Annotated in this window: 14 protein-coding genes; 5 read left to right on the top strand and 9 right to left on the bottom strand. The window is 52.8% G+C overall.

Going from position 1 to position 16,974, the window contains the following annotated elements; genetic code table 11:
* The first annotated feature begins 62 nt into the window (after nt 1-62).
* On the top strand, nt 63-2,507 hold the full coding sequence (locus tag AC1W8Y_RS06810) for a penicillin-binding protein 1A (protein WP_482013719.1): 2,445 nt from the start codon (nt 63-65) through the stop codon (nt 2,505-2,507).
* Between the two features lie 34 nt (nt 2,508-2,541).
* On the opposite strand, the gene cyaY is transcribed toward AC1W8Y_RS06810, so the two are convergent.
* On the bottom strand, nt 2,542-2,871 hold the full coding sequence (gene cyaY / locus AC1W8Y_RS06805; protein WP_482013718.1) for an iron donor protein CyaY: 330 nt from the start codon (nt 2,869-2,871) through the stop codon (nt 2,542-2,544).
* A gap of 33 nt (nt 2,872-2,904) precedes the next feature.
* Here cyaY and AC1W8Y_RS06800 point away from each other — a divergent pair, with 33 nt between their 5' ends.
* Nucleotides 2,905-3,180, top strand: coding sequence for an LptM family lipoprotein (locus AC1W8Y_RS06800; RefSeq protein WP_482013717.1), 276 nt, complete (start codon nt 2,905-2,907; stop codon nt 3,178-3,180).
* A 15-nt stretch (nt 3,181-3,195) separates the two neighbouring features.
* Nucleotides 3,196-4,488: a diaminopimelate decarboxylase gene (gene lysA, locus AC1W8Y_RS06795; RefSeq protein WP_482013716.1), complete on the top strand. Its 1,293-nt coding sequence runs from the start codon at nt 3,196-3,198 to the stop codon at nt 4,486-4,488.
* A gap of 68 nt (nt 4,489-4,556) precedes the next feature.
* On the opposite strand, the gene AC1W8Y_RS06790 is transcribed toward lysA, so the two are convergent.
* The 5 genes from AC1W8Y_RS06790 to AC1W8Y_RS06770 all read right to left on the bottom strand — a co-directional run bounded on the left by AC1W8Y_RS06790 (nt 4,557) and on the right by AC1W8Y_RS06770 (nt 11,083).
* Nucleotides 4,557-5,576, bottom strand: coding sequence for a histone deacetylase family protein (locus tag AC1W8Y_RS06790; protein WP_482013715.1), 1,020 nt, complete (start codon nt 5,574-5,576; stop codon nt 4,557-4,559).
* Between the two features lie 30 nt (nt 5,577-5,606).
* The gene (locus tag AC1W8Y_RS06785) at nt 5,607-6,821 is read right to left on the bottom strand and encodes an MFS transporter (RefSeq protein WP_482013714.1); all 1,215 of its coding nucleotides are present in this window, start codon (nt 6,819-6,821) and stop codon (nt 5,607-5,609) included.
* A 3-nt stretch (nt 6,822-6,824) separates the two neighbouring features.
* Entirely contained in the window at nt 6,825-8,174 is a 1,350-nt protein-coding gene (ccsB, locus tag AC1W8Y_RS06780; protein WP_482013713.1) for a c-type cytochrome biogenesis protein CcsB, read from the bottom strand.
* Entirely contained in the window at nt 8,171-10,186 is a 2,016-nt protein-coding gene (locus AC1W8Y_RS06775) for a cytochrome c biogenesis protein ResB (protein WP_482013712.1), read from the bottom strand. Before AC1W8Y_RS06775 ends, ccsB begins: the two co-directional genes overlap by 4 nt.
* A gap of 198 nt (nt 10,187-10,384) precedes the next feature.
* Nucleotides 10,385-11,083, bottom strand: coding sequence for a c-type cytochrome (locus tag AC1W8Y_RS06770; protein ID WP_482013711.1), 699 nt, complete (start codon nt 11,081-11,083; stop codon nt 10,385-10,387).
* A gap of 88 nt (nt 11,084-11,171) precedes the next feature.
* On the opposite strand from AC1W8Y_RS06770, the gene yihA reads away from it, so the two are divergent.
* Entirely contained in the window at nt 11,172-11,798 is a 627-nt protein-coding gene (gene yihA, locus AC1W8Y_RS06765; protein ID WP_482013710.1) for a ribosome biogenesis GTP-binding protein YihA/YsxC, read from the top strand.
* Nucleotides 11,795-12,811: a porphobilinogen synthase gene (gene hemB, locus AC1W8Y_RS06760; protein WP_482013709.1), complete on the top strand. Its 1,017-nt coding sequence runs from the start codon at nt 11,795-11,797 to the stop codon at nt 12,809-12,811. Before yihA ends, hemB begins: the two co-directional genes overlap by 4 nt.
* Here the strand turns inward: hemB and AC1W8Y_RS06755 are convergent.
* From AC1W8Y_RS06755 to AC1W8Y_RS06745, 3 genes are read right to left on the bottom strand one after another with little or no spacing between them, the layout of a single operon-like run.
* Entirely contained in the window at nt 12,769-13,983 is a 1,215-nt protein-coding gene (locus tag AC1W8Y_RS06755; protein ID WP_482013708.1) for an MFS transporter, read from the bottom strand. The two genes, hemB and AC1W8Y_RS06755, sit on opposite strands and share 43 nt — an antisense overlap.
* Nucleotides 13,984-13,992: 9 nt before the next feature.
* The gene (locus tag AC1W8Y_RS06750) at nt 13,993-15,231 is read right to left on the bottom strand and encodes a M20/M25/M40 family metallo-hydrolase (RefSeq protein ID WP_482013707.1); all 1,239 of its coding nucleotides are present in this window, start codon (nt 15,229-15,231) and stop codon (nt 13,993-13,995) included.
* 5 nt (nt 15,232-15,236) lie between these two features.
* Complete coding sequence (locus AC1W8Y_RS06745) at nt 15,237-16,958, bottom strand: hydantoinase/carbamoylase family amidase (protein WP_482013706.1); 1,722 nt, start codon at nt 16,956-16,958, stop codon at nt 15,237-15,239.
* Nucleotides 16,959-16,974: the final 16 nt, after the last annotated feature.

Raw genomic sequence — 16,974 nt, 5'->3', positions numbered from 1 at the left:
ATTATCCCATTACTGCGCAAATCGTCAGGACAACCCCTGCAAAACCATTAAAATACTCGGCAATGGATAAATACTCTGACAATTACGATGACGATGACAACCAACCCGAACGTAAATCGGGCGGCTCGTTCATCCTCAATTTTCTCCTCAAGTTAAGCATTCTAGGGCTGGGTCTTGCGCTCTGCGGCTTGCTACTCGGCGCGATGGCGTTGTCACTTGCCTGGCCCAACCTGCCTGACTTAACTGCGATGACAGATTACCGCCCGCGGGTGCCGTTGCGCATTTATAGCGCAGACAAAGTCATGATCGGCGAGTTTGGCGAAGAGCGACGCAACGTGTTGCATTTTGCTGAAATCCCAGACGTCATGAAAGCAGCCGTGCTTTCTGCCGAAGATGATCGCTTCTATCAACACGGCGGGATTGATTGGGTGGGTGTGATCCGAGCCGGTTTAACCAACCTCTTGTCGATGTCAAAAACGCAGGGGGCAAGCACCATCACGATGCAGGTGGCACGCAATTTTTATTTGTCATCTGAAAAAACGTATTCGCGTAAATTCTACGAGTTGCTTCTGACGTTCAAGATTGAAGCCAGTTTATCCAAAGATCAAATTCTCGAGTTGTATCTGAACCAAATCTATTTGGGTAACCGTGCCTACGGTTTTGCGGCAGCCTCGCGCGCTTACTTGGGTAAAAACCTCGCTGATATTACGCCAGCTGAAGCGGCGTTACTTGCGGGTATCCCCAAGGCACCATCTCGGTTTAATCCCATCGCAAACAAGCCTCGGGCCATCATCCGGCAACATTACGTGCTGGGTCGTATGCACGGTCTCGGGTATTTGAACGATGCCGAATATAAAACCGCAATGGACCAGGCCATCGTCCTGAAATCGGCCGAAGGGACGCCTGCCGGCGGGTACGCAGTGCATGCCGAATATGTTGCTGAACTCGCTCGCCAGCTGATGGCTTCGTCCTATCCGGATAATCTGTATTCACGTGGTTTAAATGTCTACACCACGATCGTTGCCAAAGATCAGGAAGCCGCATACCAATCTTTGCGCGAAGGGATCATCGATTACACACGACGGGCACCTTATCCTGGGCCTGAAGACACCGTCGACATTCCTCCTGGCATAGAAAACAACGCGGCTAAGTTTGATGAGTTTTTGGATGGTGTGATCGAAAAACATCCTGATCGCACGGATATGCTGACCGGCGTCGTACTCTCTGCAAAGCCAGATGAAGTCCGTGTTGCCCGCAGTTCGTCTGACATTATCTCGATCAAAGAGAAGAAGGCGCTGGGGGTTATCCAGCGCGCTTTGAACCCCAGGGCGCTAGCGGATCAGCGTTTACAACGAGGCTCAGTGGTTCATTTACACAAGACTGCAGACTATTGGGAAATCTTAAACCCCCCGACCGTGCAAGCCGCCTTTGTCGCCATGAGACCGCAAGACGGTGCGTTGCGTGCGATGGTCGGGGGTTTCGATTTTTATCATGGCAACTTTAATCGGGTCACTCAAGCGTGGCGGCAACCAGGCTCGTCGTTCAAACCGTTTATTTATGCCTCGTCCATTGAAAAAGGCTTGACACCCATGACGCTGATTTCAGATCAGCCCTTTGAGTTGTCAGCCGCGCAAACGGGATCCAAACCCTGGACACCCAAAAATTATGGCAACCAGTACGAAGACATGCTGACGATGCGTGATGCATTGGCCAAATCAAAGAACATGGTGTCGATTCGTATTCTGCAGTTAGTCGGCCCGCAATACGCACAAGAGTACATCACACGTTTTGGATTCGATAAGTCGCGTCATCCTGCCTATCTGCCCATGGCACTGGGTGCAGGTGAAGTAACCCCAATGCAGTTAGCGAGTGCTTACTCAGTATTCGCAAATGGTGGTTATCGTGTCACGCCCTATCTCATCGACCATGTGACCGATGCCAACGGGCAAGTGTTGATGCAGGCCAAACCTGTCATCGCAGGAGACACCGCAATCCGAACGGTTGACGCACGGACGATCTACATCATCGATGATTTATTGCGCAACAACGCGACGGTTGGGACCGCAGCCAAAGCGCGGCAAATTCTTAAGCGCAATGATATTTCAGGTAAGACGGGCACCACGAACGACTCAGTGGATGCTTGGTTTGCTGGCTATATGCCGCAGCTCGTCGGGATTGCCTGGATGGGCTTCGACAAACCTAAATCGTTGGGTTCTGGCGAGACCGGCGGTGGCGCAGCACTGCCGATCTGGGCTGGCTATATGATGTCTGCCTTGAAAGACTACCCTGAGCAGAAGCGTGCCCCAGCACCAGATGGCATCATCGCTGAGGGTGGAAACTTATATTTAAGCGAATTCCCCCCTGGTGAGACAGTCACTCGCGTTGGTCTGGATGGCCCTCAGGGTCAACAAGGCGTGGCGATGCCACCTGTGACAGGACAAGACTCGCTGGGTGATTTCTTAAACAATTTGGGTTCAGGCAACTCACCTTATCGCCCAGGGCAATAAGATTGAGCTGCGTGCTTTCAACGAAGGAATCGGGTTAGAGGCTGACGATCAACGGGCGCCCCGCGGCCTCACTGCAAACCGAGGACAGTGCTTCATGTAAGTCGAGGCCACCGCGTGTGTCTTTCCAGTGAGTGCCGTCAAAGCGGTAATGAAACCCGCCACTCGGTGCCGCAAGCCACATTTCCATCAGTGGTGCTTGGCTGTTGATGACAATTTGATGTCCGTTATCAAAGATGAGATTCAGTACATTACCTTGACGACGTGTTTCAACGTCAAGGTCTAGCGTTTCGAACCAATGGTCTGCTTGAGACTCGATAGCATTGAGTAAAGTGGCGACTCGGTCAAGAAATTCGGTTTCAGTCATAATGTACCTTCGGGCATGACGGAGTTTGTTTTGATGGTTTTTACTTACCACCGCAGGATTATTCGCATTGTAGCGATGCTGGGACTTGTCGCTGGCATTTCGGGCTGTGGCCTGAAAATGCCGCTTTACATCGCACCCCCGTATGCCCCGAAGAAACCACCGATTGATCGTACGTGGACACCGCCCGATTATGTCAAGGTTCCGCCTGCTGTCGACTCAGACCAAGAGGTTTGGGATGACCAGGATCCCATTGGCCCGCTCTTCATGGTGCCCGTGCCACTGACCCCTCCACCCATCGTGATTGAATAAGCGCAATATCCTTTGATGACTACCCATCTGCCTTCTGTCAGTGTCCCCGCTGGGACACCGCATTTTCATTATCAAGGTTCACAGCTATTTGCCGAGGGTGTGGCACTCGCTGAGTTGGCAAAAGTGCTTGGCACCCCGCTATATGTCTACTCTCGCGCAGCACTCAAGATGGCCTGGGCCAACTATTCGAAGGCAACGAGTGGTCACGACGCACTGGTGTGCTTCGGGATGAAAGCCAACTCTAACCTCGCCGTGCTCAATGAGTTCGCCAAAATGGGCAGCGGTTTTGACATCGTCTCTGGTGGCGAGTTAGCGCGGGTGCTCTCGGTTGGGGCAGATCCCGCCAAGATTGTGTTTTCAGGGGTAGGCAAACAAGTCTGGGAAATGCAGGCTGCCTTAACCGCTGGCGTCAAGTGCTTCAATGTTGAGTCGCTACCTGAGCTTGATCGCTTGTCCGCTGTGGCCACGGCAATGGGGCACGTCGCTGCGGTCTCGTTGCGTGTCAATCCCGATGTCGACGCAAAGACGCACCCTTACATCTCTACCGGCTTAAAAGAAAACAAATTCGGTATTGCCATCGAAGAAGCGTTGGATGCGTATTTGCGTGCGGCCGCTCTGCCTGGCATTAACGTCATTGGTGTTGATTGCCACATTGGATCTCAGATCACCGAAGTCGGTCCTTACCTGGATGCGCTCGATAAACTACTCAAACTGATTGGGCAACTGGATCAAGCAGGTATCAAACTACATCACCTTGACCTAGGGGGTGGCCTTGGCATTCGTTACGATGATGAAACGCCCTTGGCACCCAAGATCCTCTTGGATCAAGTCTTCGCCGAACTGAAAGTAAAAGGGTTCGAACATCTGCAACTGGTGCTAGAGCCCGGTCGGTCCTTGGTCGGCAATGCGGGGGTGCTACTCACGACGGTTGAGTATTTGAAGCTCACTGAAAGCCGTAATTTCGCGATTGTCGACGCAGGGATGAATGACCTCATCCGCCCAGCGCTTTATCAAGCCTGGCACGGGGTCTTGCCGATAGTGGCGCGCGAGACGGCCACTACCCGATACGATATTGTGGGGCCGGTTTGTGAAAGCGCTGACTGGCTGGCGAAAGAAAGAGATCTCGCCCTGATGCAAGGCGATGTTATCGCCATCGAATCTGCCGGTGCCTACGGCTTTGTCATGGCAGGCCACTACAACAGTCGCCCCCGCCCCGCCGAGGTCATGGTGGATGGCAATCAATATCACGTGATCAAGCAGCGCGAAACCTTTGCTGATCTGATCCGGGGTGAGAGCTGCCTACCGTAAGCGATTGACCCTGTTCATCTGCGCTGCAATGCTGCAGCGCAGCTCGTCGTCCTCAGCGTGGCGAACGATTACCGCCCAAGCAAACCAGAGAAAAAGCTAACCGTATTCGCAGCCAGCGAGTCGTAATGGTAGCCCCCTTCTTGCACCACCAAGGTCGGCAGGCTCAAACCCGCAATCAATTTACCCAGTCGATTAAAGCCTTCGGTCGTCACGGCGACCTTGGATTGCGGATCTTCTTCGTACACATCAAAACCGAGAGACATCACAAGCACGTCTGGCTTGAAGTCTTTTAGCGCTGCAAACGCCGCGTTGACCTTATTAAAAAAGACCTGCTCGCTTGAGCCATGTGGGATCGGCAAGTTGACATTAAAGCCTTTGCCTGCGCCAACACCCATCTCATCGTCAAAACCTGCCACGACCGGATAAAAATTGGTCGGATCTGCATGGGTCGAAACATAAAGCACATCATCGCGTTCATAGAAAATATCTTGGATGCCCTGCCCGTGATGAACGTCTGTATCCAGAATTGCAACACGTGCATATTTCTGTTTTAAATATTGAGCGGCAACGGCGGCATTATTGACATAACAGAACCCGCCGGCAGCATCCAGACGGGCATGGTGGCCCGGAGGACGGCACAACGCATAAGCTTTCTGGTCACCTTCTAGGATGGCCTGAGCACCGGCGACAGCAGATTGCGCTGACCAATAAGAGGCCAGCCAAGTTTGTGCCCCAACGGGGCAACTACCATCGGCCAGGTACATTGCTGCCTCTGCCATGATGCCACGCAAAGGATTGCCTTCGCGGATGAAAACATTGGAGATCACCTCATCCCCCCAATCGGGCCCTGTCTCAACCCAACGGGCATGGGCAGTTTCAAGAAATTTCAAATAACCTGCATCGTGCACGGCGAGCAAAGGCTCAACACCAAAATCCTTCGGCTGCTCAACAGGCAAACCCAATTGTGCAATACCGTCGAGAATACGAGCGCTACGTAACGGGATTTCTTGAGGCACCCGCATTTTGCCGCGTGACAAGTACGTCTGAGGGTGATGGAGATTCTGATCGGGGTGAAAAAAAGTCTTCATGTTCGCAGCGAATCGCTTAGGTTTATAGGTTTAGTTGGACGAACTGGGATATCGGTAGAGCATCACTAGTATAGACAAGGTCACCAGCGCTGGCACAGCGAGAAAGCCATAACCTGCGCCATAACTATGCAGGGCACCGGCTAAAACGCCAAACAGGGATGGCCCCATCACAATACCCAAAAACGTAATGCATAGCGACCCCCCCGTTGCCATACTGGTTTGTCCAGCAGGTGCCTGACGGGCAACTTCTGCGAGGAAGACACCATTCCAGCCAATTGCCGTGGCACCGAATACGATCAGTAACGGAAACAGAAACCAGTTTGACGTCTGCTCAGTCAACAGCGGCGTGGCCAGCGCTGCAACCAACAGCAAAAGGGCGATGACGATCAGCATCACGATGGGTCCGCGCCAGTTGTCAGAAATAAACCCCCATAGAATACGACCACTTACCCCTGCTGCTTGGGCCAACGTGAGTGCAGCACCGGCCGCGACCAGGCCCCAGTGCAGGTCTTCGTATAGAAACGTGACCAAGTAGGCCATTAAGGACATCTGACAAATGGCGAATAAAAAAGAACAGGCCGCTAGCAAGCGAAGTACGCGAAGGCCCAGAACCAGTCTTAAAGGATTGACCAAACTTGCCACCACCGAGAATCTTGCCTTGGGATCGCGATCATCGTCGAGTTCATCGCGCAAGGGTTGCACAGCATAGGCACACACCGCACAGGCAATCCCCGATGTGATAAATGACCACTGCCAACCGATCCAAATAGTCATCGAAGGAATCAGAGCGCCCGCCACCATCCCGCCAAGTGGCACACCCGTCTGCTTGATCGAGAACACGAAGGACAGCTGGTTGGCAGGTGTTGTTTTAATGAGCAAGTGAGAACTGGCCGGAGTAATCGGCCCATATCCCAACCCGATTAACAGCGCACCGATCAACAAACAAATGGGATTGGGGACGGCACAGAGAAACAGACCCAGGGCGTCAACACACAACCCCATCTGACTCAAACGAATTGCCCCCCAACGCTTGACTGCTGCGCTACCGAGCAGGCTGGCAATCATGGCTCCGATATAAACCGTCGCGACGTATACCCCGAGATAGGCGGTAGAAACCCCAATATCTTTGGCAACTGCGGGGGCGACCACCGGCAAGGTCATCAACGCCATGGCAACGAGGGCCTGAACAAATGTCGTTGCTGTCAGCACCACCCAAGGTTTGGCTGGTGGTCGTGGTGGTGTCACCAATCAGATGGCTCCGTAAGAGTGCAACCCAGACAAGAACATGTTGACACCCAGAAAGGCAAACCCCGTCACCAACAGCCCAATCAGTGCCCAGTAGGCCGCCATGGTGCCGCGAAGCCCTTTCATCAGCCGCAAATGCAACCATGCTGCATAATTGAGCCAGACAATTAAGGCCCACGTCTCTTTAGGATCCCACTGCCAATAAGCGCCCCACGCATCGGCGGCCCAGAGTGCCCCCAAAATAGTCGCAACGGTAAAGAAGGCGAAGCCGATCGCGATAGACCGATACATAATATCGTCAAGGACTTCAAGAGACGGCAAACGGTCTGCAATCGACCGCCGGAAAAACAAAATAGCCGCAACAATCATGGCGCCGAAACCAAAATACAGCATCCACGTCGCTGATACGCCTTGCGTACGAAAAACCATGGGTTCGATACAGAGTAATACCCCTAGAATAAACAGGGGCATCAGCTTAAGCCATGACCTCGTGCGCCCATGTTCTTTAATGAGGTAGGCAAACGCCACCATCGCGGCCAACGAAAATGTGCCATAACCAATGAAATTTGCTGGCACGTGGATTTTCATCCACCAGCTCTTGAGGGCAGGCACCAGCGGTTGTATCTGCGCAGCATCTCGGCTAAACGAATACCAAAGCAGAAAAATCACGGCAGAGGTGATCACCAAGAGCACAAAGCCGCCCAAGGTTCTCGTGTTGTAGCGTCGTTCGAAAAACAAATAAAACAATGCCGTGATCAACGAGAAAAGCACAAAAACTTCATAAAGATTGCTGACGGGGATATGCCCGATGTCGGCACCCATCAGATGCCCCTCGCGCCAGCGAACCAACATCCCGGTGGTCCCTAAAAACACAGCGCCCCAGGTCAACGCCGTACCTAGCCATGCGGCGGTGGGGCTGGCAAATCCGATCCAATAACAGACGGTTGCCAAAACGAATAAGGAACACATCCAGAGAATGGCAGACTGCGACGAAAAAAGGTACTTCAACAAGAATACCGTTTCGGCACGACCAAGATCACCGTGGTAGAGCCAAATCGCCAACCCCGCCGCCAAGCCGACCGCAATCATCAACAGACGAATCGGCCGCCACAACCATCCGATCCAAGTCAGGACTGGGACTGCGCAGCACAAGATCACCTGCTCGTAATAATCCATCGCCTGACTGAAGCGGTCAAGCACCAAGCCTGCGCCAATGGCGAGCACCATAAAAAAGATGATGTCGTACCAGTTAGGAAGGGTTCGTGAGGGGCGTGCATCACCGGTATCGGATAACGCATCCCAATCGTTGGTGAGATCAATGACTTGGGCATTTGCCCCGGAAGAGTTACTCATGATGGATCTTTACCTTCGAGCGAGCCTAGACGGCTCAACGCCAGTTTGAAGCGGTCAAATTCACGATTGAAGTCAAGTGTACGCTTCTGCGAAGTCATCGCTGCTAACACCCGAGTCCCCGTTAAGGTTTCTGATGATTTGAGCCATATCCAAATCCGCCGGTCTTGTACAAAAAACATGGTGAAGACGCCGATGACGAGCAGCAAACAACCTAAATAGACGATGTTTTTACCTGGGGTCCTAGAAACTTGAAACACGCTTGCCTGCACTTGCTCAAAACTTTTTAATGTCAGCAACATGGCCGACGGATATAGCTTGAGGTCTGATAATGCCGCCACCGCTGCCCTTGACCAGTCAACAGCACGATTCATGTCATCAGGTGAGGACTGACTCACTGCTGACAAACCCAGCCGCTCTCGGGCAATATTGCGCAACTCGGCAATCGTCGATCCCAGCAAACGAATGACCACATCTGCGGCTCTCTCCTGTTCAGCTAACGGTACATTAGTTTCTAGAAATTTTGATATCGCTTGCAACCCACCCGTTTCAAAAGTATCAATCGCACGTTCTGCCGACAGCCTCAGCGCTTGCTGATCTGCCTCAGAGGCACGATAGGATTTGACAAAGCGATCGACGGCCAGCCTTCGGGCGGCTGGGTCAGCAAGCGTCGCACGCAGGCTCATGAACTCACCGACGGTGCCATCGGCATCGGCAGGTATACGTAAGTAGCGAAACCCACCCCCTTCATTGACGCCAATCAGAATGACGGGTAACCCATCGAGTTCAACCGGGGCCATATAGTTATGAAACAGGGTCGCTTGCCCGTTTTGATCGATGATTCGATATTCAACGCTTGGCCCAACGTTGTGGAGATTTTTATTTTTTTTACCCGCTGCACTACCCGTTACTGACGCGACATGATCAATAAAAGCGGTCTGACCAACGGGATCACCGCTTGTAAAATCTTCAACGTTAAAAGGCCGCAGTTTTGTGATTTCAACTTTAACCTGCTTGCCCGTAGAGCCCAGTGCGACGTCCGTCGCATCGCCTACTTTGCCTTGGACATCAAACGTCAGATTGGCGCTACCACTGAGGGGATAACCCAACAACGCCACCGAGCTTCCACCATCATCAAAACTCGATTGGTAAACAGTCACCCCTCGATAGCGCAGTGGTTCGTTGACTTCGATGGTTGTTTCGAATGTTTTACCATTTTCTGGATCAGTCACCTCAACCTGACTGGCAAAGCGACTCGGCATGCCCGTTGAATAAAAATCCACGTTGAATTTTTTCAATTTAAGCGTGAACGGCAAAGGTTGCACCAGTGCACCATCGTCAACGTTGATGATCGCGCTGCTTCGCTCTGAACCCTCAGGCACCAAGACATTTGCGCGATAGCTTGGGTTATCCACTGACAGACGGCCTTGCGATGGCACGTTGGCAATCAACATATTTTCAACGATGGGCGTTTTACCCATCAACATGATTTGCAGCCGGGTGGGTAGCTCACTATCCAACAAGCCACCGACACAGATAATGACAATGGATGCGTGAGCAAAGATATAGCCCAGTCGATTTCCACTGCCTTTTTTTGCCGCCAACAACAATGCGCCAGTCTCTTGCCGCACCTTCACTGCGTATCCCTGCTTGTGCAGCCAGCGCTGTGTCACTCGCGCCGAGTCTTGTAGATCGCGGGACGTCTCAAGATCGATCTTGTGGTGAAACGACTTCAGACTAGAGGCACGGATATTTTCGCGAAAGGACCGAGCGTCCTTCAACATCTTGGGCGTGTTGCGAATCAGACATAAGCTCGTCGATGTCACCAGAAATGCCATGGTGACCAAGAACCACGCACTGTTGTAGATATGCCAGAGTGAAAATTTATCTAACACTTCGTACCAGAACGGGCCGAACATATCGACGTAGTTGGCTGCTGGCCGACTCTGCGGCAAAACGGTGCCAATCACACTTGCGAGGCAAATGAACATCAACAAGCTAATGGAAAATCGCATTGAACTGAGCAACTCAATGAATCGCACGAACAAGTTGTCTCGCGGTGATGTCACCGGTGACTTTAGTGCGGTCTCAGCTGAGCTCATGTTGTCGATTGCTGCGTCGTGAAGAAAAAAGGGGTGTCTTTACGACGCCCCTTTTTTTGAATCAAGCCTAGCCATTGATGGCGGCAAGTAAATAATGATCTGCTTGGTGTTTTAGCGCAAACCCGCTGCGTAATCAGATACTGCTTTGATGTCTGCATCATTCATCCGACCAGCCACGGCATTCATCATATTCGCCGTACGATAGCCCGCTCTAAAGTAATTCAATTGCGTGGCGATGTAATCCGGATACTGACCACTTAAGCGCGGATACTGCGCAGGGATGCCGGCACCAGTCGGCGAGTGACAACCCGCACAAGCTGGAATATTACGCTCAGGCACGCCAGCACGCCAAATCGTCTGGCCTTGTTCAACAAGCTTAGGGTTCGTTGCCGTGGCCGGGCCTGTTAGCTTTTGTTGCGACAGATAACCAGCAAGGTTTTGCATGTCTTCGGCAGTCAACGGGCCAACCATCGCTGCCATCACGGATGGAGCGCCTTCAGCGCCACGACGAACCGCCAGCTCGGCACCTGGTTGCACTTTGAAATTACTTAACTGCTTGGCCAGATATTCGTGTGATTGTGCAGACAAGTTGGGATTGGCGGGCAACACACTATTGCCACCGGTACCATGGCATGACACACAGGCCACCACACCTCGGGATGGGTCGCCTTCATTGAAGAGTTTTGCACCCTTGGCAACATCAGGTTTAGCGGGGCCAACGACGTCAGCGGCGAGTACGACAGTACTGACTGAACACGCACCAACCAGTGCAACGCTGGCAAATAAGAGCCGGGACAGCAAATGCTTCATTGAAGACCTCGACGACCGTAATCTCGATATTACGTAGAATTAAGCCTCTGATTATACAATACGGGTTGATCCCTGTTATTGGTTAATTGTGTCCATTCTCCATCGTGCCTCTTTCTTTACCTCTGCTGCCCGGTTAGATCAATTGCCGTTGGCTGGTCCACCTGAGGTCTGTTTCGTTGGCAGATCGAATGTGGGCAAATCAACCGCGATCAACGTGCTTGCCAACCAGAAGCGCCTCGCGTTCTCAAGTAAAACGCCCGGCCGAACTCGTTTGATCAATATGTTCGGCATGCCAGACCCGCTGGATCCCGAGAACAGTCAACTCGGTTTTCTGGTGGACTTGCCTGGCTATGGTTACGCCTCAATTGCGCAGCGCGCGCGAGAAGAGTGGGCAGACATTCTTGGTGGCTACCTCGCCGATCGCCCCTCATTGGCCGGCATTGTGCTGTTAATCGACATTCGTCGAGGGGTCACCGACTTGGATCGCCGACTAGCGAATTGGATTGCTCCAACGGGTAGGCCTGTCATGACCTTGTTAACCAAAGCCGATAAATTCCCCTACGGACAACGGATTAAGGCCGTTTTTGCGGTGAAGAAAGAATTGGCTGACATCGGTGCCCTGAACGCGGTACCGTTTTCAGCAACCGCCCGAATCGGGCTGGAAGAAGCAACACAACAAATCGAAAACTGGATTTCTCCTCAGGTGGTGCCATGACAACTCCCCACATTATTCTTGCAGATTACCCCATCAATCGCCCTCGTCGTTTACGTCGAGATGATTTCACAAGACGTTTAGTCCGTGAGCACACACTTACCGTAAATGACCTGATTTATCCTGTTTTTGTGACCGAAGGAACAGGCGTTGAGCAGCAAGTGGGCTCCATGCCAGGTATTTTGAGGTATTCGTTGGATACCCTGTTGCCAATTGCTGAAGATTGCGTCAAGCTGGGCATTCCAGTGATGGCCCTGTTTCCGGTGATTGAGCCATCACTCAAAACACCAGACGGGTCAGAAGCGTTGAATCAAAGCGGCTTGATCCCTCGGGTCGTGTCGGCGTTAAAAAAGCGGTTTCCTGAGCTCGGTATCCTGACCGACGTCGCACTCGACCCCTACACCAGCCACGGCCAAGATGGTGTCATTGATGATAACGGTTATGTACTGAACGACATCACCAAGGATATCCTCGTCCAGCAAGCGAGAGTGCAAGCACAAGCGGGTGTCGATATTTTGGCACCGAGCGATATGATGGATGGCCGGATTGGTGCGATTCGTCATATGCTTGAGTCAGAATCCCTCATTAACACGCGGATCATGGCTTACTCAGCCAAATACGCCAGTGCTTTTTACGGCCCATTCAGAGATGCAGTGGGCTCGGCGACAAACCTAGGTAAATCCAACAAAATGGCTTACCAGATGGATCCGGGCAATATCGATGAGGCATTGAGAGAGGTCGCTGCTGATTTGCAGGAAGGTGCTGATATGGTGATGGTCAAGCCCGGCATGCCTTACCTGGATGTCTTGCGCCGTGTCAAAGATGCCTTCAGAGTGCCAACATTTGCCTATCAAGTCAGTGGTGAATATGCCATGTTGCAAGCAGCCGCAGCCAACGGATGGCTCGATCTCGACAAAGTCATGATGGAGTCTCTACTGGGTTTCAAACGCGCCGGTGCAGACGGCATCCTGACTTATTTTGCGCCAGCAGCTGCTCGTCTGCTCAACAAGGCCTGAGCGAACAGCAGTGCAAGCGACGGAATAGCGATGGCGGCGAGCACAAAGACCCACACCAAGCCAAAGCTGTCTCCGATCCAGGCGTCTAAAGAAACGCCGATCGACTGACCCATAAAAAGGCTGGACGCAAACAAAGAGACGGCGGTCCCTCGCACAGCAGGGGCCATTTGCGTCGCGTTCGTCTGCAACACCGCATGCAACAGGTAGAATCCGAAGCCGAGCAAAACCGTGCCAAGTGCGGCGAAAGGCCAAGCGCTTGACGCCCAGAAGCAGGTAAATGCGATGGCCATGACCAACCCACCCAACTGCGCCATCTTGCGCTCACCGAACCGCTTGACTAGTGCATTCGAACGAAACACGTAAATCAGTGCGCCAATGGCGAACATACCGCCGATGATGCCTGCAGTTGATGTCGACACCCCATGATGCTTCTGCAGATACGAGGGTAAAAACGCAAGCGAACCAAAAACAACGGCCCCTTCGGTAAACACGGTGAATAAAATGACACGTGCCCAAGGAATGCTAAGCACCTGTTTGATGGGGCCAAACAACGAAGTATCTTGGCCAGGCGTTGGTTTTTTTTCGGGCACTGTTTTCAATCGACTCAGCAACAGCAACCCAACGATCACATAGATTGTGGCCAAGAAGTAGAACGCTGCCCGCCAACCCAACGTATCAGCGAAAACGCCCCCCATCAGCTGGCCAAGCGACACCCCAAAAATTGTGCCGGTGATGAACTGCGCCAAAGTCGTTTGTCGTTGCTCATAGGGCACATGATCACCAATCCACGCCATCGACAGGGGGACAATACCTGCCGCGGTGGCCCCGGCAAGAAACCGGCCAATCACCATCATTTGCAAACTCGGTGCCATGGCAACCATCAAGCTCCCGATCGCACAACCCAAGGTGGCGCAAGAAAGCGTTCGAAATTTGCCGTAGCGATCAGCAATCGGGCCGTAGAAAAATTGCAAAAACCCATACGCCACAGAGAACGAGGTCACCACATAAGACGCCTCTGTCAACCCAACATCAAACTCATGCGCCAGCAAAGGCAACAATGGATCACAGACTCGAAACGCACTTGAGCTCGCAAAGGCGGCGAGTGCCAATAAAACAATGACACTTCCATTGGAGGAAGTCGCTTTCGATGCGGCAGTGGCTGGTGTTGCCATGAGGGTAGCTTATGCTTTTAGAAGATCCAGCAAGGTTCTGGCAATCACTTTTGTAGCACGCCGCAGATCTTCGAGCACGAGATGTTCATCAGCACCTTTGGCATTGGATTCGGCGACCGTTCTGGGCCCAGCCCCATAAATCACGGCAGGAATGCCTCGTTCGCTAAACAAGCGCGCGTCGGTATATAGCGGTGTGCCTGACGCCTCAACGGGCTGTCCAAACAGTGCTGTCGCGTGGGCGCATAGTGGGCCAGATAACAGCTCAACGCCTGGCAAGGGTTGCATCGCATTTGCCAGCAACAGTCGCTTCATGCTGACCGTCACACCCGCTAGCGTTGTGGCTGCCGTCTCGATGATCTCGCACAAACGGGCTTCGACCTCGCCTGGGTTTTCTTCAGGGATCATTCTGCGGTCGATCTTTAAGACGACTTGCCCAGGAATCACGTTTGTATTGGTACCGCCCATGATTTGTCCGACGTTGATGTAGCCAACGTTAATCCCTTTAACAGCGCTTTTGCGCTGACCTAAACGGGCATTTTCATCGTAAAGAGCAACCAATACCCGAGTCGCCGCTTGCAAAGCGTCTATCCCTGTCTGCGGGACAGCCGCGTGACCCATTTTGCCGCTTACTGTCACTTCCATTTGCAGGCAGCCATTATGCGCGGTGATCACCTCATAGCTAAAACCTGCTGCGATTTCCAAGTCTGGCTTCGTCAAATGGTGCTGCAATAACCACTTTGGGCCAAGCTCACCCCCGAACTCTTCGTCATACGTAAACAACAGGTCGACGCCACCTGATAACGAGACACCTAAGGCCTCGAGAGCTCTGGTCGCAAACGTAAACGTCGAAAAGTCTGACTTGCTAACCGCTGTTGCGCGGCCATAGAGCTTGCCGTCAACGACCTCGGCGCCATACGGGTCGTGCGTCCATCCATCCCCAGGTGGCACGACATCGCCGTGGGCATTGAGCGCAATGATCTTTCCCCCCTCCTGGTATCGGCGACGCACCACCAAATTGGTAATCGACTGCAAGCCATAGGCTTTAACGGTCGCATCAGGCACTTCGTGGGCTTGCGCCTCAAAACCAAGCGCTGCCAGTAGCTCGCGTGTGCGCAACGCATGCGGGGTATTGTTACCAGGGGGGGTGTCCGTCGGCACGCGGATAAGCTGCTGCAAAAAGCTAACCTGCTCGTCGAAATGAGCGTCGATATATTGATCTAGACGTTGGTATTGTTCATTGATGTTCATGGCAATTAGACGCTCAGCTCATCTAACAGTGATTGAAAGGCCACAACACAGAGATCCATGTCATGGTTGGTCGTTGATTCAAGCGGATTGTGACTAATCCCCGCATTTTCACCGCGCACGAACAGCATGGCCTGCGGCATGATGGCGTGCATTTTCATCGCGTCGTGACCCGCACCGCTGGGCATCGTAAAGACGGGCACACCCGTGGATGCGACGGCTCGTTCCCATCGAGACTGCCAGGTCGGTGAGCTGGGCGCGGCAGAAACTCTCATCGCCTCTTCCAGCTGATAGGACACCCCTCGTCGAGCGCAAATCGACGATAAAGCGCCAAGCACATCAACAATACAAGCGTCCCGGACTTCATCAGTGGTCGCGCGGATATCCAGACTGAATTGGCACCGACCTGGCACCACGTTGATCGAGCCATTGGGGACGCAGAGCATGCCAACGGTTGCCACCAGATCTGGCACTGTACTCGCTCGTTGCTCTGCAAAAAGAAGCAACTCAGCGACGGCAGCCGCAGCATCGCGCCGGCGATCCATCGGTGTCGTCCCTGCGTGACTCGCCATACCGATGATTTCACCCAGAAAGCGGACGCTTCCGTTAATCGAGGTGACGACACCCAATGGCAAATCCAAATCATTGAGTACGGGCCCTTGCTCAATGTGTACTTCGACAAAGCCAAGGTAGTGGGATGCGTCACGCTTCAGACTGGGGATATCCGCCGTTGACAAACCAGCATGCTCCATGGCCTCTTTCATGGTGACCCCTGCCGTGTCAACTTGTTCTAACCAAGCAGGATTAAAATCACCAGTCAAAGCACCTGAGCCCAAAAAGACGGCCTTATAGCGCTGGCCTTCCTCCTCTGAAAATGCCACGACCTCGATGCCGAAAGGTAACCGGCGACCTGCGCGTGCGAGGGCTTGTACGCAAACCATGGGCACGAGAATGCCCAGTCGCCCATCATACTTACCAGCGTTGCGTACTGTATCGTAATGGCTTCCCGTCATTAACCGCTGGGAGGTAGTTGTCGTACCGTGATAAACCCCGACGACGTTTCCTACCGCATCGGTTTTTACTTCATCAAAACCGCAATCCTGTTTCATCCAGTTTTCGATACACTTGGCGACCGCTCGGTGTGCGTCGGTCAAATACGTGACCGTTAATTCGCCGCGCTCGGCGTAGCCTGGATCGCTATGACCGGCTAATGCCTCAGCCCAATCCCAGACCAAGTTACCCAGTGTTGGCTCTTGGTTGAATATTTCATCGAGCTTGATCTCGTTGATACGATGGATGTTTCGCAACGCTTCATCAAACTCAACATCGGCAGGGTGATTGAGACGACGCTCAAGTGTTGCGATCAGCTGCTGTACCGTTAGACCCTTACCTCTTGGCCCGCACTGCGCAAGGACGAACTCAAACCCAAACCCGTCTCGGTACTTCTTGCAAAGGTGCCCAATGCGTTCGACGTCAACGTTGGGGCCAGACAATTCGCTAAACGCCTGGCGTTGGACGACTGAGTGAAGCTGAATCAGGGCAACTTGCTGCTCACGACGACTCTGACGTAACGCAACGGTGAATGCGCGCTTGAGCCCTGTCAACGTTTTAAAAGGCCTGGCGCTATAGACCTCTTTTATGAGCCAGTCTTGACCGGCATAAAGCCCGTTTAGGCTTGAGACAAATTCATCCTGGTCAGCCGCATTGAGTTGTTCTAACGTGTGAGTCATGGACATAATCAACCTC

This window comes from Jezberella sp. (assembly GCF_964834465.1).
Note: the sequence above shows the minus strand (reverse complement) of the source record. Positions and strands in the feature narration are given on the sequence as shown.